The sequence below is a fragment of the Nocardia sp. CDC159 genome (genome assembly GCF_023740735.1).
Lineage (GTDB): Bacteria > Actinomycetota > Actinomycetes > Mycobacteriales > Mycobacteriaceae > Nocardia > Nocardia pulmonis.
The window spans coordinates 300,207-324,816 of record NZ_JAMRXH010000005.1; the positions used below are offsets into that span (position 1 = coordinate 300,207).

A 24,610-nucleotide genomic window follows, 5' to 3' on the forward strand; every position below is an offset into this window, starting at 1 on the left:
CCCCGCGGGCACAGCCGGCTCGGATCTGCCCAGACGGCGGTTCAGCTGTTGTGCTTCGTCCCCTGCACTTGCCAGTCTCGCGCTCGGCCACACGGATTGACGCCGAAACGATGATTTTCATCCTGACCGTGTCCACTTCCGAGGCCACTGCTTGCAATGCCGTCGGCGGGTTCGGCCGCAATTGCAGCGACGCGCGTAGAGTGAACCCGGGCCGCCGAAATCGTGTCGCAGATCAGCTGCATGGCGCGCCGGTGAGTCCGCTGCCCAGCGGGGAGTTTGTCCTGCTGACCGCTCCAAGTGCGTCGCCCTGGCTGGATGCCCTTCACACAGCCGCATCGCCGGGTCGGCACACTTCACGCGGGTTGTCGATTGTCCCTGCCGGGGTCATCGAAATGCGATGCGGCCCTGTGGATTTCGCGCAGACGATCGCGGAGTTCGCGATCTTCGATCAGCGTTAACGCATGCTGGTGATCGATTGTGGTGGCACGCAGTTTCGATCGTTGCTGACGAAGATACGTGGTCAAGCGGTGTCGCGTAGCTGGCGGCGTTTCCGATTTGTTGCACACGGCTGCGCCGAACAGCATAGTCAGTGGGAATGCCCAGCATGCGTGGAGGAAGCCGAAAGCGGGTCGGGTGGCTTGCTTCCACGGTGAGAAGTATCTGGCCGTGTCACGGATGACGGCGCCGGTGGCGTTGAGTGCGTCGTTGAGCCAGTTGTGACCTGCTTCGTGGATGATGTCGCGGGCGAGCAGGTAAGGATCGGTGGTGTAGTCGAGGAATACGGTGCCCGGTAACCGGCTGAGGGTCCAACTGTCGAATGTGTCGGTGGGTTCCTTTCCTTTCAGGAGGCATACGATCGGCGCATGTCCCCCGACGAGGCCTCCGAATCCGCACTGGTGGGCCATGTCGAGTGCGGCGGTCACGAGGTCGGTCAGTTCTGGTGGTGCTGGCTGTGTGTCGGGGCCGAGCAAGTAGTACGGGGTTTCGGACAATGTTGATCGCAGCATCTGGTTGCTGGGCGGGGCTTGGATGACTATAAGCCCGTGCGGTGTGGGTTCGAACCACGATCCTGGTGGTTGACTCAGCGCGGTGCGATACCAGCAGAATCGCTGACTGTCGCTCTGTCGTGCTGCATGTTCGGCACCTTCGAGGCAGTGGTGGGTGAGCGCGTAGGTCAATGCGGGGTGGACGAGGTCCAATGGCGAGGGCGCGGAGGCCTTGAGAAGAGTGCAGGTGGTATGAATTCGGGTGCGGTGAAGTTCGGTAATTTGAGGGAAGTGGAAGGCCGCGGCCAGGTCGTTCACGCGAAGTCCTTTCGTGCGGGTGGCTGCGGCGTCATTTCGGTGACGCCGCAGCCGCTTCTCCTGGTGCTGCGGCGGCTACCGTTCGGTAGCGGCCCAGCCGTCGGAGATGATGCTGGAGGTGTGAGCGGTGGTGCGGATCGTCGTGTCGTCCTCACGAAGTCGTTCGACGGCGTCGAGGAAGTCGGTCATCTCGTCGGTCGTGTTGATCATTGCGAAATCCGTTCTCTAGAAGGCGAATACGTTTGCCGGGTAGTTGTGCTGGGGGTTGTCTCCTTTCGGTGATTCACGAGGCTTTCGCTTCGGCACTGGCCTGGGCGGCGGCGTGCCGCAGGATGTCGCGTAGGCACGTCATAGGTGGCCGGTCCGCGGGAATGTGGGCGAGTGCGGCATTAAGCAGGTCTCGTAGCTGTGTAGGTGTGTCGGTGGGCATGGGGAGGGTGGGGCGCGGGATGTCGCCGACGAGGGTGCGGTAGGTGAGGACGGCGAGGCTGTAAACGTCGGCGGCGGGCCCGGCGTCGGCGTAGTTGGTGAGGTATTCGGGGGGCCAGTGGGTTTCGGGTCCGCGGTGGCGGGGTCCGCGTGGGGTACCGAGTCGGCGGGCGGCGCCGAGATCGGTGAGGAGTCCACGCCCGCGGTGTAGCAGGATGTTCTCCTGGTAGACGTCTCGGTGCACGATGCCGCGCGCATGCAGTTCGGCCAGCCCGGAAGCGACATCGGCGAGGATCGAAAGGTATTGGGCGACTGGCTGTTTGGCGACCAAGACAGCACGAAAATTGCCGTCGGGGTAATAGGGCATGGTGTACCAGTCGAAGTCGTCGCAGTGGCCGTAGTCGAGCAGCGGTACGAGGTGGGGTGTGCCGGTGGCGGCGCGGGTGAGGTCGAGTTCGTGCTGGAAGTCGGCGCGGGTGAGGGCGCGTTCTTCGGGGCTCATTTGCTGGTACCAGTAGAAGCCGTAGGCGGCGGGCCGGTCGGCGGCGGGCAGGGCGGCCAGGACGTGGTTGCTGCCGAATCCTGCTTTGACGACGACCGGTTCCTGGTCGCCGCGGTAGGCGAGGACCAGGGTGCTGGACCGGGTGAACGCCAGCAGGTCATAGGTGTGCCAGCCGTGCTGGTGGAGTTGGTCGAGGACCCACTGTGCCGGGTGGAGGGGGTGCAGTCGCATCAGCGGGATCCTCCGGGCAGGGTGGAGCGCAGGTAGGCCACGATGTCGGTGACGGTGTGGCGGGTGTCGGCGGGGGTGAGTAGCGATCGCCGCCAGAGCGGGCGGCCGGTGAGGTGTGCCCAGTGGTTTCCGGCCTGCTGGTAGAGCTGGTGGAGTTCGGCGGCGAGGGCGGGGTCGTCGATGAGCCGGTGTGCAGTGGGCCGACAGGCCAGGCGGTTGCGGCAGGCGTCGGCGGGGGTGGTCAGCAGGATCGTGAGGCGGGGTTGCACGGCCGGGTCCGCGGCCAGGGCGGTCAGGTAGGTCTCGACGGGCCGCTGGTAGGTGAGCGCGAGCAGGCAGGCGGTGGACATCACATGCCGATCGGCCAGGACGTGCCCGATCCGTGCGGCGGGGGCGAGGTTGTGGCGGTGATGCAGGGCGAGGTCGTCGAGAGCGGCTGCGACGGCGGTTTTTTCGTCGATGCGCGGGTGTCCGGCGCGCAGGGCGACCAGGATGCGGGTGGCCGGGAGCGACAGCCAGGAGAACTGGCCGAAGTGCACGATCGTGTTGTGACTGAGGTTGGTGAGAAGGTGGTCGCGCAGCGTGCTTTTGCCGGTACCGGCGGGGCCTTCGAGGGCGATCAGCATGGCGTGCTCGTCTCAGGGGCTCAGTCGGTGAACAGCCAGCTGATGAATTTGCGCGCTCGGCCGCGGGTGACCGGGCGGGTGCCGTGGGTGAGCTGCGACCCGTACAACAGTGCCGTGCCGCAGGTGGTTGTACTGGTCGTCCATCGGGTGCGGGCCATGCTGGTGAACCAGGGTGAGGAGTTGTCCGCGCCGTCGTGGGCAAAGGCCATGGTGGGCGCGTAGCCGGGAATGTCGCTGGGCAGTGCGCAGTTCCACAGACGGTCGTCGGAAGTGGTTTCGACGAAGAACTCGCCACCGGCGTAGTCGTTGGTGATGCTGACGCCGATACCGGCGATCTGGCGGGGCCACCGGCGTGGGTCGGGGGCGATGCCGTCGAGGTGGGGTGTGATGTGTTGCCCGGGACCGTATTCGACATAGGTCCACGGGCGGCAGGAGGTCACCGACGGCAGCAGGCGTGCGATCGTCGGCCGGGCGCGGTCGAACGCGATCTGCAGGATCTTCTCTGCCGCAGTGGGGATGTCGGCGATCTCGAGCCGACCGGCGGGCTCGTAGATGCTCATCGTTTCCCGCGGGGTCCGGCCGGGGATTTCATGAATGGAGGTCGCCCGGCGGTGTTCGGTCTCGGCGCGGTCGATGCCGGTGAGGTGCTGCTCCATCACGGTGGTCAGCTCGTGGGTTTCGGTGTGGTCGAGGAAGCCTTCGATGCTGCCGAGAGCAAGAGTTTCACCCAGCCCGATCGGTGACGGTGTTCTCATGGTGTCCCCTCCTGGTGTGCAGTTCGTGGGCGATGTCGCCGAGATCGGCGCAATGGTTGAGCCAGCTGATCACCGGTGCGCGCCCGATCGGCGCAGCCCACAACGCGGCCTGCTCCGCAGCCAACGGGAACCGGTCGCCCGGCGGCGGCATCGTGGCGATCGGAGCGTGCGGCGCGGCGCATCGGGTGTCGGTGTAGTGGGCGAAGACATCAGCGATCTGAGATGCGATGAGACCGCACCAGCTCCCGCGTTGCGCGGCCGCGGGTTCGGTGTCGGCATAGGTGAGGGTCTCGGTGTCGATCCAGCTGCAGGCGATCGCCGCGGTGCTGCGCCGGACACGGCAGACCGAGCAGCACGGCCCCTCACGAGCGCACCACACGGGCACCCGGAGAGAGGTGGCGATGTCAAGCAACACCGTCCAAGGCATGGTGATCGGGTCCTCCGGGCCGGTCACGCCGAGGCGGTGGCGACAGCAGTCGCAGTCAAGCCGCTGTTGGTGTCGCGTGGTGCCGGGGAGTGCGGGTTCGATCATCAGGACGTGGAAGTACACGATGCGTCCGAGGAGTTGATGGATGGTGATCTTCTCGTCGGTGTTCATGCCGCACCCGCGTCGCTGTGTCCTGGTGGAACGCAACCGCATTCGCTGCTCGCGCCCGGCGTGGTCGCCGCCAGACTGCCAGCCAGGGCAGTGGTGGCGGCGTCGATGCTGGCGAAGTAGGCGGGCCAGTCGTGGCCGTCGGCGCGTTCGAGCCGCAGATCCAACACCGGGGTTCGACCCCCGGATGTGGTACAGGTCAACTCGGCGCGACCGATGGCGATCCGGATCGCCTGGGGCACAAGGGCTTCGATCGCAGTGATCACGCGACACAGTGCGGCGGCGATCGTGGCGTACTCGTCGCGGGTGCGGGGCAGAATACCGACCCGCCGCTCGACGGGCTCGAGGGAGAGACCGGGGTAGGGGTGGCCTTGGCAGCTGTCGTAGGTGACCAGACCCAAGGTGCTGGTGAGGGTGTCAACGAGCGGCCATACTCCGGGTTCGATCGCGTCGCGCCAGCTCGGGTGCAGCGGATCCAGGTCATCGGCTTCGTGGATTCCCGGTTCCCCGAGGGTGTTGATGTTGCCGTGCTCGCTGAGCTCCAGGCGCACCGGTGAGCGCGGCGAACTCGGGTTACACCATGAGGCCAGGAATCCGGCGACGTCGGCCATCTCGTTGATCCGCCGAGGCCGGGCGTGGGCGTGGCGGCAGAACACTGCCGACGGCACGGTGGGCGTGGTGATCAAGGCCGCGACGCCGTCGATCAGGCGCATCCGGTGGCGGCAGTAGGCGTCGTCGCTGCCGGTCGCGGCGACCGCGCGTAATCGGCTGGCTACACATCCCCCGCCGCAGCTGTCGTGGTACCGGCAGGATCGGCATTTGCCGACCAGCTCGCGGCCTTGGGTCAGGATCGGTAACCGGCGCTGCGCGAGCGTGATCTCGCCCGGCTCGGTCAGGTCTTTCATGTCGGCCAGTTGGGCTGCGGGCCAAGGGAGTTCGTCGCAGCTCCCGAACCGGCCGCCGGGGTAGAGGGTGAAGACGTGGTCGCATTTGAGGTTGGAGAAATGGCAGAACCCCGTATCCAACCCCTGCAGCCGCCGGATGGCCGACACGACCGGTTCCAACTTCACCCGCCGGTACGCACCACTATGTACCCACCGGATCGCGGCGGCGAGCACGAACTCGACATACTCGTCCGGACTGATCGCCCAGGCCGGCCCGGCCGCGGTGATGCTGGCGCGCTGCGCGATCCGGCTGGCCGTGGCCCGGTGGGTCGAGCTGGCGGTCGCGGTGGTGATCGTGGTGTCGAAGCAGGGGACGACGCTGATCGCGTCGACGGCGGAGAAGCTGACCAGGTGATCCAGGACGGCCGCGGCGCGGCCGAGCACCCGGGGTGTGACGACGGTGATGACACCGACCGCGCGCCCGCGGGCACCGCAGCGGTCCAGGGCCGCCTCGACGCGCGCGTAGGTCGGTTGCCCGTCGTAGCCGACCCGCCAGCTGTTGCCTTGCCGGTCACCGTCGAGGGAAATTCCGATCCGCAACGCTGGATACACCTCGTCGAACAGGTCCAGCCAGGACTCGTCGAGCCGAATCCCGTTGGTTTGCAAGGTCACCCGCTGCACCACGGGTTGGCGCGCCAGCTCGGTCAGTACCTCACGGATATAAGGTTGGCCCGCGGTCAACGGCTCGCCGCCGTGCAGCTCCAGAACCACGGGGCGGCCGCCGAACAGCGCCGGCAGCCGGACGATGTCCTCGACTCCGATCCGGGCGCCGCCCGGTGCCTCCTTGCGCTTCTCGAAGCAATACAGGCAGTCGATGTCGCAGGTCTCCCCACGCAGTTTGAGAATGACCGACACCGCGGTGTCAGCACCGGTCTCGGTGAGCGTGCGATACAGGTTCTCGCAGTGGCTGTCGCTGTCGGTGGCCACGAAGCTACCCCCTTCTCGGGCCAGTGCTGTCGATGTGTCAGTCGAAGAGGCGGCCGAGGAGCGCGCCCTGTCCGGATTGCAGGATGTGCGCGGATTCCAGGCCGATCCAGAAGCATTCGAACCGGGTCGGCTTTTTCTCGCCGTCATGGTCTTCCTGGCTCAGCCAGCGCTCCAGGGTGTCCTCGTCCACCGTCATCTCGAAAAAGTGCCGATGCTGGATCTCCCACCGGTACGGGGTGATGTCGTAGGTGGCTTCGCCCAGCTTGCGCACGATGGAGAACTTCGACAGCCCGGTCTCTTCCCGCGCCTCCCGCAGCGCCGCGTCCTCGGGCGTCTCCCCCGCGCGGACGCTGCCGGCGGGGACCTGGATGCCGACCTCCTCCAAGGAATAGTCGGTGTGCCGGAACACCAGCAGCCGCCCCTCCCGGACGATGTAGCACAACACCTTGTCCCGCAAGGACTTCTCGGGCATTCGCGATCCTTTCATTTCGCCGCAGCGACGCTCATCACGATTCAGCCGGGCACTGTTCGGGCTCATTGGCGAACGTACTTCTCCACGCGCTCGTCGGGCACGATCCGCCCGGCGGCGACCAAGATACGAAACGCCTCGGTTTTGCGAGGGCATTCGCCCACCCGACACGACCGGTGCTGGCGCATCGCCTGATGCGCGGTGTCGACGGTGAAGACTTCCGCCGGTTCCTCGTACGACCAGCCGAGTGAGCAAAGGCCCTGCTGCACAACCACCTCCGCGTCGGGAATCCTGGCCGTCGCATCTCGTCCGGACCGGTCTTCCCGGGGGAGGACGAACTCGACACGGATCGAGTCTGACCTGCGAATACCTACTCGGCCATCCCGATTACGACCCGTATTCCTGGACACCCCGGACCCGCCGCTGGACAGAATGTGGACAACGAGAGCGAATCTCGATGTCAACCACTGGCGGGGTGGACATATCGTGGACCGATGGTGCTCAGCACACGGATATCGGTCGAACAGGTCACAGACAACCTGAAGCGACTACGGCAGGGCCAGGGACTGGCGCGCCCCACCGTCGTGCTCGAAGTTCTCGACGACGCGGTGCGGCAGCACCTGTGTCGTGGCCACGCCTACGAGCCCGGCTCTGCCGAGGAGATCGCCACGGTGACCGCCGCCATCACGGCGGCGATCGGCAGACTATCGGAGACCGAACGCCTCTATGCCCGTGTCGATTTCAACCTCGTCCCCGACCACCGCTACCCGACCTTGACCGATCGGCAGGAATCGCTGGCCCGCCAGCAACGATGCGCCACCAAAACCATCCGCCGCCACGGCGGCCAAGCCCTGCAAACCCTGGCCTATCTTCTACTGACCCCAGCAGCCGACGCCCCAGCGGCTGCCCTGGATATGCCGGCGAGATCGACCGACGTAACAGCAGCCAGTGGCCTGGCCTCGTTCTGGCGCCTCGAGCAGGGTGTGCGCATCGACATCGTCTGTTCGGAGATCCCGCCGGACGAGCGCCCGGATTATGCCGATCCGTCCGACCGCAACTACTTGCGGTACGCCAAATTCGCCGACCTGGACACCCTGATCTACGTTCGCACTCGCCTGGCCCAACTGGCTCCGAACACCGTGGTTCGCGATTTCGCCCCCTCCGAGCATTACGACACCCACGCCGACGTGCTCATCGTCATCGGCGGCCCGCCGTGGAACGCAAAATACCGGGAATTCCTGCCCCAGTTGCCGTTTCACTTCGAACCTCATCCGCTCGGTGAGGACGATCCGCTCGTCGTCCCGGCGCTGGACTACATGATTCTCGCGCCACGGTGGACTTCGCGGGGTGAACTGATCGAAGACCTCGCCGTGTTCACCCGGCTCACCGTGCAAGGCACCACCGTCTTCCTGCTCGGCGGATGTCTGACACTAGGCGTGCTCGGCGCCGCACGCACCCTGCTCGATCCCGCCCGCGGCCCCGCCAACGCCGGCTACCTCCGCGACCGCGTCGGCGAGGACGACTTCGTACTCATCGCCGAATCCCGCCGCGTCGGCGGCATCACCGATACCGCCGACCTCACCGTCGTCGAACCCCTCCTTCTTTTGACCCGCCGAACCGGCGACGACTTCGGCATCGACATCGACAACACCAAGCGCTTCACCCGCCGCCACATCCCCAGACAGGCCAGATGATCACACCGGACGCCATCGACACCTACGTCATCAACCTCGCCCGCCGACCGGACCGCCGCAACTGGATCCACAGCCACCTACCACCCGGGCTACCCGTCACCTACACCTCGGACTGGGACACCCCCTTCGACGGCCACGACCTCACCCTGACCGACCTGGACGCTGCGGGAATCAAACTGTTCGATTGGCAGATCGACTCCGACAACCCGTGGTGGAACCGGCCACTAAAATACGGTGAAATCGGCTGCACGCTAGCCCATCTCGCCTGCTGGACCCACGCAGCCCACCACACCCACGCCCCCTACATCCTGATCCTCGAAGACGACGCCGTCCTGCCCCCAGACCTCCTGGACACCCTCTGCAGCGGCCTGCACCGACTCGCCACCGCGAACACGCAACTCGATCTGCTCTACCTCGGCCGATACATGCTCGAACCCGACCATCCCGGCCCAATACCCGGTTTCGTCCGGCCGGGATACAGCCACTGCACCTACGCCTACCTACTCACCCGATCAGCACTCAGAACTCTGCTCGCCACCAGGCTGGACGAAGCCATCGTCCCGATCGACGAATTCCTCCCCGCCCTGTATCTGCCGCATCCACGGCCAGACCTGCGAACCCGATTCCCACCACAAATCACCGCCCTGGCCTTCGAGCCGCCGTTGGCGTCCCAGCGCCCCAAACACGAAGCAGGCAGCGACACCGAAGAGTCCGACTTCATCGACCTCCGGCCGCCGCGACCCGCCGTTAACGATGCGAGTTCCCCGTCCAACGGTCGATGAGCGGCGCCAACCGCCTACCGCGCCAGCCGCTGAGAGGCGTCAACACATTCGTGCCGGTCGCCACATGCTCCGGCGGCACGTCCCGAGTCACCACGGCTCCCGCGGCCACATAGCTATAAGGCCCGATCCGCACGCCGCCGACCACCCGAGCCCCGAACCCAACCACTGAATCGTGCTCGACCACCGGCGGCGCTTCGTCGACACCCCACCACCCCAAATCCGGACGGGTATATTCGTGCACCAGGTCCCCCATCACCGTCGATCGGTCCCCGATCGTCGTCGCGTCACAAACGAACCCAGCCACACACGCATCCGCCCCAATCCGCACCCGGTCACAGATGTAGGCGCCATGCGCCAGGCGCGAGCGGTCTCCGACGGCACAGTCGTATCCGATCCGTGCTCGGTCCTCCACGACACAACCGCTGCCCAACGCCGTCCCTTCGTGCACGATGACCTGGTTGAACAGCAAGCACCCATCGCCGATGACCACCGGGGTCGCCACTGTCGACTGTTCTTGCTGGGCAGCCTCGCGAATCCGCGCTTCCTTCGGATATCCGAGCACACACTGCTCGCCGATCACCGTGCCGTCTCCGAACCTGACCGGCGCGTACAGCTCCTCGACCTTCATGATCGGGTCGATTGATCCACCAGCCAGTCCACCGTGACCCCGATCGCTTCGTCCTCCCGCTCCCGACCATCGAACCCATGATCGGAGCCCGCAACTGTGTGCAGCCGCGCCTCAGGGCGAGTCCGAACAGCCTCGGCCGCAATCGAGTACGACACTGACGAATCTCTGTCACCGTGCACAACAAGAGCCGGCACCCGACTGGTTCCGAACGCATCCGAGGGCCGATACCCGGCAAACTCCATGAACAACACACGGCCTAGTTCGAACTCCCCGTCAACACGGAGAAAGCCGTTCTCCTGCAGAACCTTCTGCTGGTCAGGGCCGAAATTTTCCACACCCCAAGCTAACTCGGGCTCCAGGAACGTGTGCCGAAGATCCAAAACCGGATTCCATAGCACGAGGCGATACAACGCAGGCTCAAGCCACGACAGCGACAACATGGTCGAAACCGCCCCGAAACTCGCGGCGACGATCGACATCGGGCCATTGAACCACTGCCGTACGAAGCCGATTGCTGCTTGCAGGTCCAAGCACTCACCCGCGATTGTCACACCACGCTGCGTACCGTCGCTGCCGCCATGGCCTCGAAACGAAAATCGGACTACATCGAACCCCGCCCCAGCCAGGCGATCGGCCAACCGCACGAACATGCCCCCGCCCTCATCCATATCCACGGCGATGCCGTGAACGAGAAGTACCACACCGCAGTGTAATCCCGAGGTCGCACTGTGCACAGCGGCATCCAGCTTCAGACCATCGACCGAGACCAGTTCAGTTCGTTGCACTTGCTACTCCGACCACTCGAACACCGTCACTCAACTAGGGGGCAATCGTCTTTGCGGCTTTCGAACTCGCACCATCGGCGGTGCCTGGCGAGAGCCGATTGCCCAACGGGCGACTGAGGCCGCGCCTTCACGGCACCGACAACGGTCGCCACCCGCAGGACCGGAGCGAGCCGATTCCACCCCGTGAACGATGGCGGCTGAACCGGCCCAGCCGGACCTCGCCTGTTACGGCTTTTGGGCCACAATAATGCTGTTCGTGGTCACCGATTCACAGCGGATCCGTTGCACGTCGGTGAAACCGGTATCGGTCAGCCAGCGTGTGTACTCGCTGCCGGAGTAATTCTTGCCTCCCTGGGTCTCCACCAGCATGTTCACTCCCACCAGCGCGGCTCGCCGCGGTCCGCTGCGGTCGTCATCGAGGAGGTCCTCCAGCACAATGATCACCCCGCCTGCAGGAAGCGCACGGAAACATTTGCCGAGTATTGCGCGGCCGGTCGTCTCGTCCCAATCGTGCAGCACCGCGGACAGACTGATCGTGTCGTAGCCGCCGGGCAGTGTGGAGTCCGCTATGAAATCGCCTGCCTCGGTGGTAATTCGATCCTCAAGCCCCGCCGCGGCGATCTTGCGGGCTGCGATCTCGCAGACATGCGGGAGTTCGAATACCCCCGCACGGAGCGTGGGCACTGCCTTGCATGCTTCGATGACCAATGCCCCGGAGCCACCACCCACGTCCAGCAGCGCTTTGCGCTCCGACAGCATCGGCAATGCACGCGCCATCACTCGTCCGGTAAAGCTCGACATCGAATGCATGGCTTCCCAGAACATGGACAGTACAAGCTGGTCGCCCCGGTCGAACACGCTCTCCTGTTCGTCCGGATCCCACGTAGTCGGCCGATTCGTTCTCAGTGCGGTCGGCAGTTCCTGCCAACCGGGATATCTGCGCCGGTCCGCGTACCGGATGAATCCGCCGAAATAGTATGTGCGCCCCTTGACCAGGAACTCATCTGATATCGGCGAATTCCGGTATCGCTCATCGACTTTGGTCAGCAACCCCAGGGAAGCGCAGGCGGCCAGCAGGATATCGGCGGGCCGGTCCTCGATCCCCAACTCCTGCGCGACTTCCTCGCGCGTGAGTCCTCCCGGTGTGGCGGTCTTCTCGAAGAGCTCGAGCTCGAGCGCCGCGGCGAGCGTCGATGCCGCCCAGCCACCCTGGACGATCTCGAATAACGGGATCGGGGTGAGACCTTCTGGAGCTTCCTGGTCCGCGACCGAACCCATAATGCCGATGTCACTCACTCGCAGCCTCCCTTGTCCACCAACCGACCACAGGCGCGTCGCGGCACAAAAGCTCGCATCGAGTGGACCCCCTCGCAACAGCCTGGCCATGAGCGATCTCACCAGTCGGACAAGTATCCGAGTACACGCCGACGCTAGCAGATATCGCGCTGTGGCACACTGCCTTTCGACACAGTTTAAGAACGATCGAGCCAATGTCTCACGTGCGCAATCAATCCGGCATCTGACCGTCTCGTGAACGTCAACAACGATGGGACGGGCCCAGCCTGAAGACACGCGGCAGAGATACCCCGCGGCATGCTGTTGTCCTACGACATTGACAGCAGGGGACTTGCTATGCGATGGGATGAGCCAAGCAAAGACGGGCCAGATTACGTTGACAAGCACTTCGAGCACCTGATCTGCATGCGACCGGGCGACGTCCACGACTCTCCCGTCTGGAGTACCTACATCAAGCCGCTCGTAGATCCGTTCGTGGACGACGGCCGCAACTTCCGGTACTGCGATGAGGACGAGCTCCACCGCCTCATCTGGGAGGTGTGGTGCGACGCCGGCGTCGACAACGACGTGACCATCGATCACGAGCAGGAGCTCTCGTCGGGAAGCTCCGCAGCGCGCGGTAGCCGGATCGACTTCCGCATCTACTACGATGACCTGCACAAAGTGGGGGTTGAGATCAAGGCCGCAGGGTTGTGGTCTTTCGAAGCGGTTCAAGAGCAGCTCGTGCGCTACGCAGAGACCGAGAAGGTCGACTCGATGCTTCTGCTTACTGCCGATCCTGACTTGGCCGAGATCGCATGGCCCCGCTACCTGAAGGTGCCACTGTTCATCGTCTTGCTCACCGGCCGCCGCGGTCGGCTGTAGGATCGAGCAGTTATATCGCCCAGCTTGGTCGCCGGCTGACCCTGGTCGACCCACGACGCACCCGGGATCAACCTTGGGTTGCACTGTGACTCCGGCTTGCATCCGCCAATAGGCGGCCACATCGACCCCGACACCGGCGAACTCACTATCCGCAACATCGGCTACGGCATGTAACCGGATACAGCTCCCCGGGCAGCGGAGCCGCTGCCCGGCTTCGCCTTTCGCACCCCGCCCGCCCCTGGGGATGTGGTAGACAAGCACCAGCCTCGTATGCCCAGCCGGGGCAGCACAGGGGGCGCTGAGGGAGGGCGCGGCCGTGCACGACGACGACGATATCCGGCAGCCAGCGCTGGATGCGTTGCGCGCGGACACCGACTTGTGGCCTACCGCGTTTCAGCACGCCGGCCAGCTCACCCGGCAGCGGATCGCCGCCGACCCGTCCTGGTGGGACACCGTCGCCACCGACGGTGTCGGCGCCGAGTCGGTCACGACCCTGCTGGCCTGGGCGATTTGGGATACCGCGCGACTGGCACGCGATGTCAGCCTCGCGCGCGGCGTCTTCGCCGGGCACCCCGACCCGGCCCCGCATGCGCCGGACCTGTTCGACGGGCTCGAACTGTCCTTGGTCGCCGATCTGCTGCGCCTGGACCCGGCGACCGCCGCGATGCGCGACCTCGCCGATTCGGCAGTGGCCCAGCACTGGTCACCACTCGCCGGGACGCTGGCCACGGTCGCGGCCTTGGCGGTAGATCCTGCTCGCCAGCAGCTGTGGCAGCGGCTGGTACGGGTCACCCTGGGGTTCGTCGTCGGTCACGTCCAGCACACCGGCCGCACCACGCTCGAACCACTGCCCCACCCCGCAGGCACCGACCACCGTTAGAGCCACTCACCCCGCCGACACCGGCAACCCGTCTCGGCCCGCCACCGTACCTCGGCGGTGGCATCATTTGCCGGTCGCGTGGCCGGGCGGGGGCGTACGATCCTGGCTCGGCATCGTCGATCAGTCACGGTTCACGCAGGGGGAGAGCATGGTTGGGCGGGCGTTGATTGTGCTGGGCGGCGGCCTGTATCCGGATGGGTCACTGCCGCACTGGGCCGAGATCCGCGCCGACCACGCGGCCCGGCTCTGGCACACCGGCGGCTTCGACGTGCTCCTCACCAGCGGCCGCGGACCCGTCCCGCACCTGCGTACCGAAGCGAAAGCACTCGCCGACACCCTGATAGCGCTCGATGTGCCCGCTGATCGCATCGTCGAAGAGGACGCCTCGAAATCGACACTGGCCAACGCCTACTACTGCCGGGTCGCCCATACCGACCCTCTCGGTATCGGTGATGTCGCGGTGGTCACCAACGGATTTCACGCTCGCCGCGTCGAACGCATCTTCTCGCACGTCTACGGTCCCGGCCGTGTCGGAGTCAATCCCGCCGACGATCGCATGATCGACCCGACCGTCCTCGAGATCCTGCGCGCCAACGACGAACCCCAGGACGAGTTCCTCACCCGCGAACTGCTCCCCCGCATCCAGGTCGGCGACCTGAACAGCCTGCACGAGTACCTGTTCGACAAACACAGCGAGCTGGCCGGGCTGTGGCCTGCCTACCGTGCCCGCCACCAGGCATACCGCGACGCCTGGGACCAACTGACCGCCCTCATGACCGGACACCACCGATGACCGACCTCGCCTCGACGGCCAGCATCCGGCGGCTCACCCCGACCGACTGGCCCATCCTGCGCGATATCCGGCTGCGTGCCCTCGCCGACGCACCGTCCGCGTTCGGCGCCACCTTGCTCGAGGCGCGTGCCCGAACCGAACAGCAGTGGCACACCCGCCTGCGTGACCGCGCCGTGTTCATTGCCACTCTCGGTGACACCGCGGTCGGGACTATCGCCGCGACTGCCAGCCCCGAACACCGCACCGCGCACCTGATCTCCACCTGGGTCGCCCCCGAGGCCCGCGGCACCGGTATCGCCGACCAGCTCATATACGCCGTCATCGACTGGGCCATAGCCACCGGGCATACCGCGATCCGGCTCGAGGTCAGCGACCCCAACATCCGCGCCGAACGGCTGTACCTCCGCCACGGATTCACGCGCACCGGCCGCCACGGCATCATCTCCCCAGACGACCCCAGGCCAGAATTCGAGATGACCCTGCACCTGCATTGACACCGGACTCGGCGCCCACCGCAGATGTCGGCCTTCGCCCTATCGTGCCCGGCATGGAGTCGGCCACCGCAACCATCGCGCAGATCGTGCACGCCATCACCCCGCTGGACGCGCTCGAACACCAGCACATCGACCAGACGCTGGCCTGGCTGGCCCGCACCGACGACCTTCCGGCGCGTCAAACCCGCCACCCCTCCCCGCACCTGGTCGCCTCCGTGGCCCTGGCCGACCCCGACCAATGCGGGATCTACGTTGGCCTGCACCGCAACTCGGGACTGCACCTGCCGATGGGGCGGACACGTCGAATCCGGCGAACACCCCCTCGCCGCGACACGACGCGAAGCCGCCGACGAACTCGTTTGGGCATCACCACCACCGGCTGGCCGAAAGGCAGAACTGAAAAAGGTGCTCGGGGGTCAACAACCGGTGACTAACCTTTGCCCAGTTCCGCGCGGAGCTGAGCTATGACGGCGGCTTGATCGGTAACGATCGCCTTCAAGTCGTGGTTCTCGTCGACCACGCGAGCCATTTCCTGTTCTACCAGGTCAATGAAGGCGTCCACCTCGTCCTTGTTGTAGCTCGCAGGTCGATTCGGCTCGAAGCTCCCCTCGTGCACACCATCGATCATCCAGAGATGCTACCCAGACCACCGACGTGACCACCGAGGTTTTCGGCCGTGACGCGGGCAACACTCGTCGCGGCCGGGCGGTGAGACGACCAGTGAGTGCTATCCGGCGGTGGCGAGTTGATCGAGCCAATATGTTGACCGGGTGCGGTTTCGAACAACCAGTTGTCCTGGCGGCTGTGGGGGCAGCCGGGCCAAGGCAATGCGCCGACACCGCGATCACCCGGATGAATCGCTGCTCAGGCATCGTCACTTGCCCCAGCCGGACCGGTTCATCCGCTCGAAGTAGGCGTCGTCGGCTGCTTGTATCTCTGCTTCGGTCATCGGCCGTCGGGGCGGGGGTTTTTGCGGGGAATCGTTGCCGCCGAACAGCTCTCGTAGAGGTGCCTGCAATCGAGGGTCGGCGCGCTGCATGATCCGTTCTGCTTTGGCTTTCGCATCGGCGCGGGCACGGCGGTGGCAGTCGGTGATCGCGGTGCTGAGCTGGTTGTTGTGCCAGCGCATGGCCGCTGGTGCGATCTGCAGGCTGGTGATGTCCCCGGCGGCGTCGACTTCCACGGTGACCCCGCGAGTCTCGCCGCGTCCTCGGACCGTGGCGACGGCCTCGGCGATTTTTTCGCTGTTGCGGCGGATCTCGGCGAGGTTCTGTTGGAGCTGTTGCTCCCAGGCCGGCAGGTCGGTCACATCCGCCCCAGTTTTTTGAGGATCGCCTTCATCACCTCCGGCATGGGGCGCTTTTCGTCCTCTCGGATCGTGTCTTGCCCGGTGTAGATCCGGTAGGAGCGGGTGAGGTGGGGGCCCAGAAGTCTGACGACGTCCGGTTCGTCGAAGATGTTTTCGACGAAGCCGGTGGCGATCAGGTCGGCCACGGTGTTCTGCCCGTCGCCCCAGGCGTTCTCCATCGTGTCGAGCAACGGTTTCAGGCGCCCCGCCGGGTCGGCGCTGTTGTGTGCGACATCGGTGACCCAGCGGGCGATGTCGGCCATCAGAATGGTGGGCAGCATCTCGTGGTTGTCCTCGATGTGCTCGGCGATGATCGGCCGGATCTCCGGTTCGAGGTCGGCCAGATCGTTGATGAACCGGGCCTGCTCGGGCACGAGACTTCGTGTCCAGGTTTCCAGCATCTCCAAGATTTCTTGCTGGGTCTTGTCAGTTCCCTCGCTCACGTGTCACCTTTCAGCGTCCAGCCAGTGCGTCCATCAGGTTCTTGAGTTCTTGGATCGCGACGGCTCGGTCGGCCGGATCGGTATTGGCCTTGTTCGTCAGCCAGTTCGCGAGCGACCTTTGTGTTTCCATCGCCTTGGTCAAATGCCAGCGGCCGCCGGTCATTTGCAGCGTCTGCAGCTCGTTGCGGACCGCGTCTGCGGTCGTACCGTCACCGACCCTGTCCGGGGAGTTCGCCCCTTTGTACAGGTTGTTGATGAGATTTTGCAGCTTGGGATCTTTCACCTCGGGTTTGACCGCTGGCGGCTTCGGGCCCACCCCGGGTGGCGGTCCGGCTTCTTCGCCGGATCGCCACAACTTGGTCTTGGCCTTCTCGAGCCACTGCCCGATCCTGGCCGCCAGCGGCCGCAGCTTGCCCGTGACAGTGGAGGTGACCCGAAGGGCGATTTTCGCGGCGGCCCCGGCGAGCCGGGTGATGACCCGGCCGATGCGGGCGGCGTAGACACCGATCCGCGCCGCCAGTCCGCCGTGGCCGAGTTCGGACAAACCCCCGGTGAACGGGATGAGGACCCCCATCGCCGCTTCCCACGCCGCGGTCTCGGCGAGCATCTTGCTCAGTTCGTCGAGGATCTCACTGTGCGCGTCGTCGAGGTGCTGGGCATATTCACCGCACGCGTCGCCGAGTTCCCGGAACGACGCCGACAGCTCGATGAAATCCCCACTTGCCTGGCTGCACGTGGCTACCGCCGCCGGGATCTCCGGCGACATCTGGTTTTCCAGCAATCCGACCGCACCGGGGATCGAGCTGGTCGCCGTGTCCAGTGATTCGGCCGCCGCGTACCAGACCGTCTTCGCCGCGCGCAGCTGGTCCTGGTGCCCGTTCGGCCAGATCAACCCCGCCGTGGACTTGATCAGCGACCACCCGAACGGTTCGTCCCCGCCGCCTCCCGCAGCGGAGGGCACCGTGCTCACCAAGCACGGCTCCATCCCCAGCACCGGCGGTGCCGGCGGCTCGCCACCACTCGGGCGGGACCCTGCCTCCCCGGAGGCGTGGTTGTAAGCACCCGCGGCGAGCAGGTCACGGATGCGCGCGGACTGCGACACCAACTTCGATGAGGTCTCCAACGCGGCACCGACCGCCTCGTCGTAGCTGGCCGCCCACTGGACGCCCGCGCTGTCGCTGCCGCCCATGCCGCCGTACCCGGCCAAGGTGCGCACCAACGCGCCGTGCACATCCACGCAGCCGTCACGGATACCGCCGAAATTCTCACTCGCCGAGCGGTAATCCTCTTGGCGGCACACGATGATCGGGAACGTCGGCGCAGTCACTGCGGCCACATGCCTTCGTTGGTCTGGGCGACACCGGAATAGTTGGTGTGCGCGCGTCGCGCCACCTCACGCAGCTCCTCGAGGTTCTCCCGCATCTCCGCCGCACCGGCCATCCACCGAGCGTGCGCGAGGCGTTGCGCCTCGGCGGCCTGGCTCGACCAGGACAGATGCAGATCGGCGACATGGCGATCGACCTCGCCCAGCCAGCCGTCGACCTCGGCCCCGAACGTCGCCATGGTCGCGATCGCGTCGTCGAGCTGCCGCAGATTCACCCGGTAGCTGTAATCGTCGGCCACGACCTACACCTGCTTTCCCGCATGGGTGATCGAGTCCCGGTTGGCAGACTCCTGCGCCTCGTACAGGTTCGCGGTATCGGCCAGGCTGGTCGCCGATTGCTCCAACGCCGCGACGATCTCCTCGGCGCCGTGCTTCCACTCGAGCCAGGACTCGTCATACGCCGAAGCAGCGCTGCCTCGCCACCCATCAGCGAGCAGTTCCTGGCCGACCGAGCGATCCAGCTCCTGCACCCGTTCCCGGATCACCTGGGCCTTGTCGCTGATGAACCGCGCTGCCTCCCGCAACCGGGCCGGTTCCACCTGGAGTTCATCGGCCATACACCCCTCCTCGCGCCTCTACGCACTATAGGACGCACCCACAAGCCCCGCCGGTTCCACAGCGATGGCCCCGCCTACCCCACTCGTCGCGGCCGATCCTCATGCTCTCGCAGCCACACACTGCACGTGCACCCCTCTCTGGCCGGTAGAAGCTCGACTCGGCACTGGTATTCAGCCGCCACGCGGGCCGTCCTGTAGTTAGCTTGAACTGGTGAGAGCTCGCGGGTGCAGTTGGGCATGGGAAGTGGCTCAAAACGAGCTGCAGACGGTTCTGCCGCGGCGGTGGAGCCACTGCCAGGGAGTCGCACGCGCGGCCCGCACATGCGCGGTTCTGGTGGGCGATGACGCAGAACTGCTCACGGCGGCGGCTGTCCTGCACGATGTCGGCTATGCACCACGCTTGGCGCTGACCGGCTTTCATCCGCTCGACGGTGCCCGCTTCCTTCGGGATGCACACCAAGCCGATGATCGGCTGGTGCGCTTGGTCGCCAACCACACCGGTGCACTGCTCGAGGCGGAGGAACGCGGCCTGCGCCGCGAGCTAATGACCGAGTTCCCGATCCTGGACAACCCACTCCTCGTCGACGCCCTGACCTACACAGACCTCACCACCACGCCTGACGGCCTGCCCACCACACCGCACGCTCGGATCGCCGAGATCCTGAATCGCTACGGACCAGATACCGTGGTCGGACGTTTCATTCAGCGTGCCGCACCCGATCTCCTCGCGTCCGCGGCCCGGATCGAACACGCCTTGGCAGCTCAGCCGAGATAGGGTAGTTCCCGGACAGGTAGTCGCCGAGCTACTGCCGCATGCTGGGGTGAATGTCGTACCGATCCAGCTCCTCTGGCCGGACAAAGGCCACGCCGTCTGCCTCCTCGTTGATGGTCGGCTTCCCGGCCACCGGTCGGCCGATGTAGGTGTTCTCGTACTGCTGCCGGCCCTCCCCGCCGCTGTAAGCGACGATGTAGTTCGGGTTGCTGTTGTACCCGGACGAAAATGGAAGCCCCATGCTATGCGCACGGCCCGCACCCCGACCTGACCCGGCAAGCGATCAACTCGCAGCTCGATCACCTCGCCGGTGCGTACCGGGATTAGACCAGCACCCGACACGATCGATTTCGCCGATACCGCCCGCATCGAGAACTATCAGGGCCCAGCTATGACCGTGAGCGGTACTACCGGGCCGATGGGAGACTGATCGAATCCCGCTACATCGACCCTGATACCGGCGAGCTCGCCATCCGCAACATCTCCTTCGCGTGTAATAGGGCACAGCCCCCGGACGGGGGAGCCGCTGTCCCGCTTCGTCTTTCGCACCACGCCCACCCTGGGGATGTGGTAGACAAGCACGAGCCTCGTATGCCCAGCTGGGGCAGGGCAGGGCGCCGAGGGCGGGCGCGGCCATGCACGACAATGTCCGGGCCTGCTCGGGTGGAGCGGTCTCTACCGTGTGCCTTGGCCGTTGTGCAGAATGCCGTTGTGCATGCCGAATGGAGCGAGGCGCAGTTGGGCCTGGCCAAGGGGGCTGTGCGGGTGCTGGAGAGCCAGCCGGGTTGGCCGAAGGTGTTCGAGCAGCTCGCGTCGAGGCTGTGGCCCGCCCTCGGTGATCTGGCGGTAGCAATTGAGCATGTCGGATCGACTGCGGTGCCGGATCTTCCGGCCAAGCCAATAGTGGACATCGCCGTCGGCTTGGCAGCCGATACACAGCTCGTCGACGTCATCACGACTCTGACGCCGCTCGGCTACGAGTTCCGTGGCGATAAGCACCAAGACGGGGGATGGTTGTTCGTGTACAGCACCCGACCGCTCTACCGGGTCGCGCATGTCCACGCAGTCCGACACGGCGATCCGCAGTGGCGAAGGTATCTGATGTTCCGCGACCGACTTCGTTCCGATCCTGCTGCACGCCGCGCCTACGCCCAGCTCAAATGTCAGCTGGCCGCGCAGCATGCCGACGATCGACAGGCGTATACATCGGCAAAGAACTCTCTGATCACAAAGCTGCTATCGGGTGCCTAGCACCATCAATGTGTGGCGTCGGCCGACTTCTCCGAACCTAGCGATCGGGTCTCAGGGGCGCCGCCGGAAAGTCGGGTCATCCGGTTCGATCCCTCGCATGCCTAGTTGCACGCCGCGTCATTTCAGCAGCGCTGAATTGGAATCCATCGCGCCCTGGATCGACGGCACCCTCCAGCGCCGCTTTTGGATCGCATCGACCACACGCCCAGGCACGCTGGCCGCCCTGCCGTCCCGCTATTCGACTGGACCGGACAGGGTGTTGAGATAGGCCATGAACTCGTCGGTGGGTCGGATCGAGTTGGTGTCGTCGCGGCGAGTGATGGTGGCCGCCAGCCCCAGACGCCCCCGGCGCCAGAAGTACACGTGCGGGCTGATCGGCCAGGGCTGCTCCTCGTAGTTGTGGCCCGCGATCTGCGCCAGCAACGTGACCTGCTGGATCACCCGGACATCCACGATGGGGTAGGCATACAGCCACTCCTTGGACGGCATGATCACCACGGCTGCGCCGTCCGGGCCGGTGACCGGGTACTCGCCGAGCCAGAGCGCGTGCGCGGTCAGGTATTCCGGGCCGGACAGCAGCGACAGCGGCGGAAGCCCCTCACCCATCGGCACATCCATGTACTCACTGGCGATCTCGACACCGCCGTCGGCGCGAACGTTATGCTCGCCCAGGGTGAACAGGTCGTATTCGCCGATCGGCCAGTCCCGCAACATGTCGTAGGTGACCGACTCGACCGTGTGCACCCGATCGATCAGCACCCGCTGCACCAGCCCCGGCGCCACGATCCGCCGCACGGTGCCGACCCCGCCCCCGGCGGGACCGTCGAGCCGGGTCCTGATCAATCCGTGTATGGCCGCGAAATCGCGGTAGGCGAGCGGATCCTCGGCGTCGGTCATCGCAGCGACCACCCCGGTGTCGAACAAATCACCGATCACGCTCGGCCACTGCTCCCGCGGGCGGACCGCCAGCTCCCGCCGGATCGTGTCCAGCTCTTGGCGGAAGGAGTACGGGCCGATCAACTCCACGACACCGGGAGCCAGCCAGCGGCACACATATCCACGCTCCCGCGCCGCCAACACCAGAAGATCAGCCACCGGGTCGCTGGATCGCTCGAACATCGGGACGCCCTCCCTCGGTGAATCCGTCAGGGCCGCAGCAGGTATCGACCCGCATCCGATTGTGACCGCACCTACCGACAGAAACCCTCGCCACGGCGGCGAGCGCCTCACCGGCCAGCGGCGGTGCCACCGTCGCCGCACCCAACGTCCCCGAGAGTGCGGCCCATGACCACGACGTCCCACAACTCGCCGTTCCGGCGCACGTAATGCCGTCGCAATCGGCCTTCGATCTCGAAGCCCGCCGACTCGTACAGGCCGATCGCCGCCACGTTGTGCGGCCACACCTGCAGCGTGACCTTGTGCGCCCCATGCTCTTCGCTCCAGCGGATCAAACTCTCCAGCAGCGCGGTGCCGACACCGCGACCACGCCAGTCGGCGGCGACCATCATCGCGATCTCGGTGACCCCGATGTGGGCGAAGGACCCTGTCGCGAACCCCACCAGACGACCATCGCGAGGACAGGCGACGAACACCGCGCCACCGGCCTCGGTCAGCCTCGCCCGGGCACCCCGCGCGGTCGCCTCGGTGTCGACCGGGACCTGCGCGCCGATCCATTTCCCCTCACCCGCCACATCCCCCTTGAGCTGGATGATCCGATCGACATCCACGTCGACAGCGCGCCGCACCGTCACCTCGCTCGACTGGCGGCCGACAGACCGTCCGAGTGCTTGCTGCTCGCCGGGGGTGTCAGCAGCCGCAGCGGCCGCGTCGCGGGGTTCGGCAGGCGGCCCAGCAGGGCACCCTGCCCTGATTGCAGCACGTGAGCCGCCTCGAGCAGCAGCCAGAAACATTCCAGCCTGGTCGGTGTCCCGACCCCGTCGTGGTCTTCTTGGCTCTGCCATCGCTGTGGCGGGGTGGCGCTGAGGAGTTCGAGTTGGTAGAAGTGGCGGAGCTGGATCTCCGAGCGGTACGGGGTCAGGTCGTCTTCGGCTGTCCCGAGCTTGCGAACGATGCGGTAGTCGTGCAGCCCGGTTTCCTCGCGGGCTTCCCGCAACGCGGCCTCGGCGGGTGCCTCGCCCGGTTTGATCGTTCCCGCGGGCACCTGGATGCCGACTTCCTCGGGCCCGAAGTCCAGATGCCGGAACACCAGCAGCCGACCATCGCGCACGATGTAGCACACCACCTTCTCGACTACGACCTTCCTCGACATCGTGAAACTCCTCCCGCCACCGGTCGCGCGTGCCAGTGCCAGTGAAGACCGGAAGGCCCGGGTTGTCACGCGGGTTATCAAGCATCCGATTCCGCCAACACGACACCCGCCGGGACCTGCTTGATCAAGGCCCGCCGGGGCCACCTGGGCGCGCGTAATTGGCTGGCGCTCGATACGTCCGAGCACGACGATGGCGTGGTGACCAACGAGGAACGCGCGGCCGATCGAATCGGGTGGGATCAGCTTCCCGCGCCGGTCCGCGCCGTGATCGAGCACCGCCTGGGCGCACCGGTGCGCGCGGTGACCGTCCCGCCGGGCGGCTACAGCCACGGCATGGCCGCGCTGCTCCACCTCGGCGACGGCCGAACGGTTTTCGCCAAAGCCATCAACTCCGACGATGCCCTCGCCGACCGATACCGCACCGAGGCACACACCGTCACACAGCTGCCACGCACGGTGCCGACGCCCGCGATCATGTTCTCCGCCGAGATCGCCGGATGGATAGTGGCGGTATTCGACGCGGTCGCAGGCCGCCATCCCCGCCTCGATCGGCCCGGCGAATTGGCGGCCGTGCTGGAAGCCGTCGAACGGCTGGCCGCAGCGCTGACGCCCAGCCCGCTCCCCGATACCCCCACCATCGTGCAGGATTACGGGCCCGTGCTGACCGGGTGGCGCGGGTTCGCCGAGAACGGCCCACCCGCCGATCTCGATCCCTGGTCGCGGCGCCATCTCGATCGGCTGGCCGAGCTGGAGTCGACCTGGAGCGTGGGGGCTGTCGGGGAGACGTTGCTGCACACCGACCTTCGTCCCGACAACATGCTGCTCCGTGATGACGGCAGTGTGGTCGTCGTGGACTGGGCGTGGCCGTGCCGAGGCGCAGCCTGGGTCGACACGGCCTCACTGGTGCCCTCGATGCTCGCGGCCGGAGTCGACCCCGACCCGATCCTGGCCACCCACCCCGTCACCGCCGGCACCGATCCCGCCGCCATCGACGCGTTCGTCTGCGCGCTCGCCGGCTACTGGGCACACAACAGCAGACTCCCCGCCCCACCGAGATCGCCTAGCCTGCGCCAGCATCAAGCCCGCAAAGCCCACCTCACCACCACATGGATGACCCGACGGCTCTCCTGGCCATAACGATCGCTTCGGTCGCCGTGGATACCTGCACCGGCCCACCTGTCTCTATCGCGCACCGCTCGGCTCGGTCTGGTCATCCTTCCAGGCGCCGCAACCATTTCCGCTCGATCACGGCCTGAACGTCGGTTCCGCGGTGGTGTGCGACGAGCAAGGCGTGACAGAGGATGTCGATGATCTCCTCGTCGACCGCGTCCCGCAACTCTGTCATCGTTTTGCCGCGTGGGCGTCCTTGTCCGGTTTCGGCGAGGAACCATTGCACCAGCTCGCCGGCCTCCTCGGTCACCTTCATGACCAGCCATTCCGGGGTCCGACGGAAACCGTTCTGCCGAGCGTAGTTTTGGGACACCGCATCGAGCTGGGCCGTCAAGGTCGACCAGTCGATGCCGTCGTGGGCAGCGTTGCCCGCTGGCCCCTGCAGCTGATCGGGTCCGTCTGCCTGCATCCGTTTCCC

General features: G+C 65.9%; 33 protein-coding genes. 10 read left to right on the forward strand and 23 right to left on the reverse strand.

Features of this window, described 5'->3' with window-relative positions:
• Positions 1-353: 353 nt before the first annotated feature.
• From NDR87_RS13775 to NDR87_RS13810, 9 genes are all read right to left on the reverse strand, one after another.
• Positions 354-1,304, reverse strand: coding sequence for an HEXXH motif-containing putative peptide modification protein (locus tag NDR87_RS13775; protein ID WP_251912171.1), 951 nt, complete (start codon positions 1,302-1,304; stop codon positions 354-356).
• 75 nt (positions 1,305-1,379) lie between these two features.
• Complete coding sequence (locus tag NDR87_RS37310; protein WP_286013479.1) at positions 1,380-1,514, reverse strand: hypothetical protein; 135 nt, start codon at positions 1,512-1,514, stop codon at positions 1,380-1,382.
• A 73-nt stretch (positions 1,515-1,587) separates the two neighbouring features.
• On the reverse strand, positions 1,588-2,466 hold the full coding sequence (locus tag NDR87_RS37315; RefSeq protein WP_286013480.1) for a protein kinase: 879 nt from the start codon (positions 2,464-2,466) through the stop codon (positions 1,588-1,590).
• Positions 2,466-3,092 (reverse strand): AAA family ATPase, encoded by a 627-nt coding sequence (locus tag NDR87_RS13785; RefSeq protein WP_251912170.1) that lies wholly within the window; start codon positions 3,090-3,092, stop codon positions 2,466-2,468. Before NDR87_RS13785 ends, NDR87_RS37315 begins: the two co-directional genes overlap by 1 nt.
• A gap of 20 nt (positions 3,093-3,112) precedes the next feature.
• Entirely contained in the window at positions 3,113-3,847 is a 735-nt protein-coding gene (locus NDR87_RS13790) for a 2OG-Fe(II) oxygenase (RefSeq protein ID WP_251912169.1), read from the reverse strand.
• A complete protein-coding gene (locus tag NDR87_RS13795; protein WP_251912166.1) occupies positions 3,816-4,445 on the reverse strand; it encodes a hypothetical protein in 630 nt (209 codons plus the stop codon). Before NDR87_RS13795 ends, NDR87_RS13790 begins: the two co-directional genes overlap by 32 nt.
• A complete protein-coding gene (locus NDR87_RS13800; protein WP_251912164.1) occupies positions 4,442-6,313 on the reverse strand; it encodes a radical SAM/SPASM domain-containing protein in 1,872 nt (623 codons plus the stop codon). The genes NDR87_RS13795 and NDR87_RS13800 overlap by 4 nt, the downstream gene beginning before the upstream one ends.
• A 37-nt stretch (positions 6,314-6,350) precedes the next feature.
• Positions 6,351-6,785: an NUDIX domain-containing protein gene (locus tag NDR87_RS13805; protein WP_251912161.1), complete on the reverse strand. Its 435-nt coding sequence runs from the start codon at positions 6,783-6,785 to the stop codon at positions 6,351-6,353.
• A gap of 62 nt (positions 6,786-6,847) precedes the next feature.
• Positions 6,848-7,051 (reverse strand): hypothetical protein, encoded by a 204-nt coding sequence (locus tag NDR87_RS13810; protein ID WP_251912158.1) that lies wholly within the window; start codon positions 7,049-7,051, stop codon positions 6,848-6,850.
• Between the two features lie 165 nt (positions 7,052-7,216).
• On the opposite strand from NDR87_RS13810, the gene NDR87_RS13815 reads away from it, so the two are divergent.
• Positions 7,217-8,476, forward strand: coding sequence for a hypothetical protein (locus NDR87_RS13815; protein ID WP_251941145.1), 1,260 nt, complete (start codon positions 7,217-7,219; stop codon positions 8,474-8,476).
• Positions 8,473-9,258 carry a glycosyltransferase family 25 protein gene (locus tag NDR87_RS13820; protein WP_251912153.1) on the forward strand — a complete coding sequence of 262 codons (786 nt, stop codon included), beginning with the start codon at positions 8,473-8,475 and terminating at the stop codon, positions 9,256-9,258. The genes NDR87_RS13815 and NDR87_RS13820 overlap by 4 nt, the downstream gene beginning before the upstream one ends.
• On the opposite strand, the gene NDR87_RS13825 is transcribed toward NDR87_RS13820, so the two are convergent.
• From NDR87_RS13825 to NDR87_RS13835, 3 genes are all read right to left on the reverse strand, one after another.
• A complete protein-coding gene (locus NDR87_RS13825; protein ID WP_251912151.1) occupies positions 9,224-9,886 on the reverse strand; it encodes a DapH/DapD/GlmU-related protein in 663 nt (220 codons plus the stop codon). The genes NDR87_RS13820 and NDR87_RS13825 overlap by 35 nt on opposite strands.
• Complete coding sequence (locus tag NDR87_RS13830; RefSeq protein ID WP_251912148.1) at positions 9,883-10,671, reverse strand: alpha/beta fold hydrolase; 789 nt, start codon at positions 10,669-10,671, stop codon at positions 9,883-9,885. The genes NDR87_RS13825 and NDR87_RS13830 overlap by 4 nt, the downstream gene beginning before the upstream one ends.
• Before the next feature lie 225 nt (positions 10,672-10,896).
• Complete coding sequence (locus NDR87_RS13835) at positions 10,897-11,967, reverse strand: acetylserotonin O-methyltransferase (protein ID WP_251912146.1); 1,071 nt, start codon at positions 11,965-11,967, stop codon at positions 10,897-10,899.
• A 297-nt stretch (positions 11,968-12,264) separates the two neighbouring features.
• Here NDR87_RS13835 and NDR87_RS13840 point away from each other — a divergent pair, with 297 nt between their 5' ends.
• The 5 genes from NDR87_RS13840 (at position 12,265) to NDR87_RS13860 (ending at position 15,432) form a co-directional block, all read left to right on the forward strand.
• Entirely contained in the window at positions 12,265-12,831 is a 567-nt protein-coding gene (locus NDR87_RS13840; RefSeq protein WP_251912144.1) for a hypothetical protein, read from the forward strand.
• Between the two features lie 316 nt (positions 12,832-13,147).
• On the forward strand, positions 13,148-13,711 hold the full coding sequence (locus NDR87_RS13845) for a hypothetical protein (RefSeq protein ID WP_251912142.1): 564 nt from the start codon (positions 13,148-13,150) through the stop codon (positions 13,709-13,711).
• A 148-nt stretch (positions 13,712-13,859) separates the two neighbouring features.
• On the forward strand, positions 13,860-14,504 hold the full coding sequence (locus NDR87_RS13850; protein WP_251912133.1) for a YdcF family protein: 645 nt from the start codon (positions 13,860-13,862) through the stop codon (positions 14,502-14,504).
• A complete protein-coding gene (locus tag NDR87_RS13855) occupies positions 14,501-14,998 on the forward strand; it encodes a GNAT family N-acetyltransferase (protein WP_251912131.1) in 498 nt (165 codons plus the stop codon). Before NDR87_RS13850 ends, NDR87_RS13855 begins: the two co-directional genes overlap by 4 nt.
• Before the next feature lie 53 nt (positions 14,999-15,051).
• Complete coding sequence (locus NDR87_RS13860; RefSeq protein ID WP_251912129.1) at positions 15,052-15,432, forward strand: hypothetical protein; 381 nt, start codon at positions 15,052-15,054, stop codon at positions 15,430-15,432.
• On the opposite strand, the gene NDR87_RS13865 is transcribed toward NDR87_RS13860, so the two are convergent.
• The 6 genes from NDR87_RS13865 to NDR87_RS13890 all read right to left on the reverse strand — a co-directional run bounded on the left by NDR87_RS13865 (position 15,429) and on the right by NDR87_RS13890 (position 18,730).
• The gene (locus tag NDR87_RS13865) at positions 15,429-15,626 is read right to left on the reverse strand and encodes a DivIVA domain-containing protein (RefSeq protein WP_251912127.1); all 198 of its coding nucleotides are present in this window, start codon (positions 15,624-15,626) and stop codon (positions 15,429-15,431) included. The genes NDR87_RS13860 and NDR87_RS13865 overlap by 4 nt on opposite strands.
• Positions 15,627-15,872: 246 nt before the next feature.
• Entirely contained in the window at positions 15,873-16,307 is a 435-nt protein-coding gene (locus NDR87_RS13870) for a YbaB/EbfC family nucleoid-associated protein (RefSeq protein ID WP_251912125.1), read from the reverse strand.
• Complete coding sequence (locus NDR87_RS13875; protein WP_251912123.1) at positions 16,304-16,789, reverse strand: hypothetical protein; 486 nt, start codon at positions 16,787-16,789, stop codon at positions 16,304-16,306. The genes NDR87_RS13870 and NDR87_RS13875 overlap by 4 nt, the downstream gene beginning before the upstream one ends.
• A 10-nt stretch (positions 16,790-16,799) precedes the next feature.
• Positions 16,800-18,116 (reverse strand): hypothetical protein, encoded by a 1,317-nt coding sequence (locus NDR87_RS13880; RefSeq protein WP_251941147.1) that lies wholly within the window; start codon positions 18,114-18,116, stop codon positions 16,800-16,802.
• Positions 18,113-18,412: a WXG100 family type VII secretion target gene (locus NDR87_RS13885; protein ID WP_251912118.1), complete on the reverse strand. Its 300-nt coding sequence runs from the start codon at positions 18,410-18,412 to the stop codon at positions 18,113-18,115. The genes NDR87_RS13880 and NDR87_RS13885 overlap by 4 nt, the downstream gene beginning before the upstream one ends.
• A 3-nt stretch (positions 18,413-18,415) precedes the next feature.
• Positions 18,416-18,730 (reverse strand): WXG100 family type VII secretion target, encoded by a 315-nt coding sequence (locus NDR87_RS13890; protein WP_251912117.1) that lies wholly within the window; start codon positions 18,728-18,730, stop codon positions 18,416-18,418.
• A 244-nt stretch (positions 18,731-18,974) separates the two neighbouring features.
• Between NDR87_RS13890 and NDR87_RS13895 the strand changes: the two genes are divergently transcribed.
• Positions 18,975-19,505, forward strand: coding sequence for an HD domain-containing protein (locus NDR87_RS13895; protein ID WP_308212086.1), 531 nt, complete (start codon positions 18,975-18,977; stop codon positions 19,503-19,505).
• A gap of 28 nt (positions 19,506-19,533) precedes the next feature.
• Here NDR87_RS13895 and NDR87_RS13900 read toward each other — a convergent pair whose 3' ends face one another.
• Complete coding sequence (locus NDR87_RS13900) at positions 19,534-19,743, reverse strand: hypothetical protein (protein ID WP_251912112.1); 210 nt, start codon at positions 19,741-19,743, stop codon at positions 19,534-19,536.
• A 455-nt stretch (positions 19,744-20,198) separates the two neighbouring features.
• Here NDR87_RS13900 and NDR87_RS13905 point away from each other — a divergent pair, with 455 nt between their 5' ends.
• A complete protein-coding gene (locus tag NDR87_RS13905; RefSeq protein WP_251941154.1) occupies positions 20,199-20,753 on the forward strand; it encodes a GrpB family protein in 555 nt (184 codons plus the stop codon).
• 234 nt (positions 20,754-20,987) lie between these two features.
• Here the strand turns inward: NDR87_RS13905 and NDR87_RS13910 are convergent, their stop codons facing one another.
• The 3 genes from NDR87_RS13910 to NDR87_RS13920 all read right to left on the reverse strand — a co-directional run bounded on the left by NDR87_RS13910 (position 20,988) and on the right by NDR87_RS13920 (position 23,022).
• Complete coding sequence (locus NDR87_RS13910; RefSeq protein ID WP_251912108.1) at positions 20,988-21,848, reverse strand: hypothetical protein; 861 nt, start codon at positions 21,846-21,848, stop codon at positions 20,988-20,990.
• Positions 21,849-21,979: 131 nt separating this feature from the next.
• Positions 21,980-22,504: a GNAT family N-acetyltransferase gene (locus NDR87_RS13915; protein ID WP_251912106.1), complete on the reverse strand. Its 525-nt coding sequence runs from the start codon at positions 22,502-22,504 to the stop codon at positions 21,980-21,982.
• On the reverse strand, positions 22,501-23,022 hold the full coding sequence (locus NDR87_RS13920; protein ID WP_251912103.1) for an NUDIX domain-containing protein: 522 nt from the start codon (positions 23,020-23,022) through the stop codon (positions 22,501-22,503). Before NDR87_RS13920 ends, NDR87_RS13915 begins: the two co-directional genes overlap by 4 nt.
• A gap of 120 nt (positions 23,023-23,142) precedes the next feature.
• On the opposite strand from NDR87_RS13920, the gene NDR87_RS13925 reads away from it, so the two are divergent.
• Entirely contained in the window at positions 23,143-24,159 is a 1,017-nt protein-coding gene (locus NDR87_RS13925) for a phosphotransferase (RefSeq protein ID WP_251912100.1), read from the forward strand.
• 73 nt (positions 24,160-24,232) lie between these two features.
• Here the strand turns inward: NDR87_RS13925 and NDR87_RS13930 are convergent, their stop codons facing one another.
• Positions 24,233-24,601 carry a pyrophosphatase gene (locus NDR87_RS13930; RefSeq protein WP_251912098.1) on the reverse strand — a complete coding sequence of 123 codons (369 nt, stop codon included), beginning with the start codon at positions 24,599-24,601 and terminating at the stop codon, positions 24,233-24,235.
• Positions 24,602-24,610: the final 9 nt, after the last annotated feature.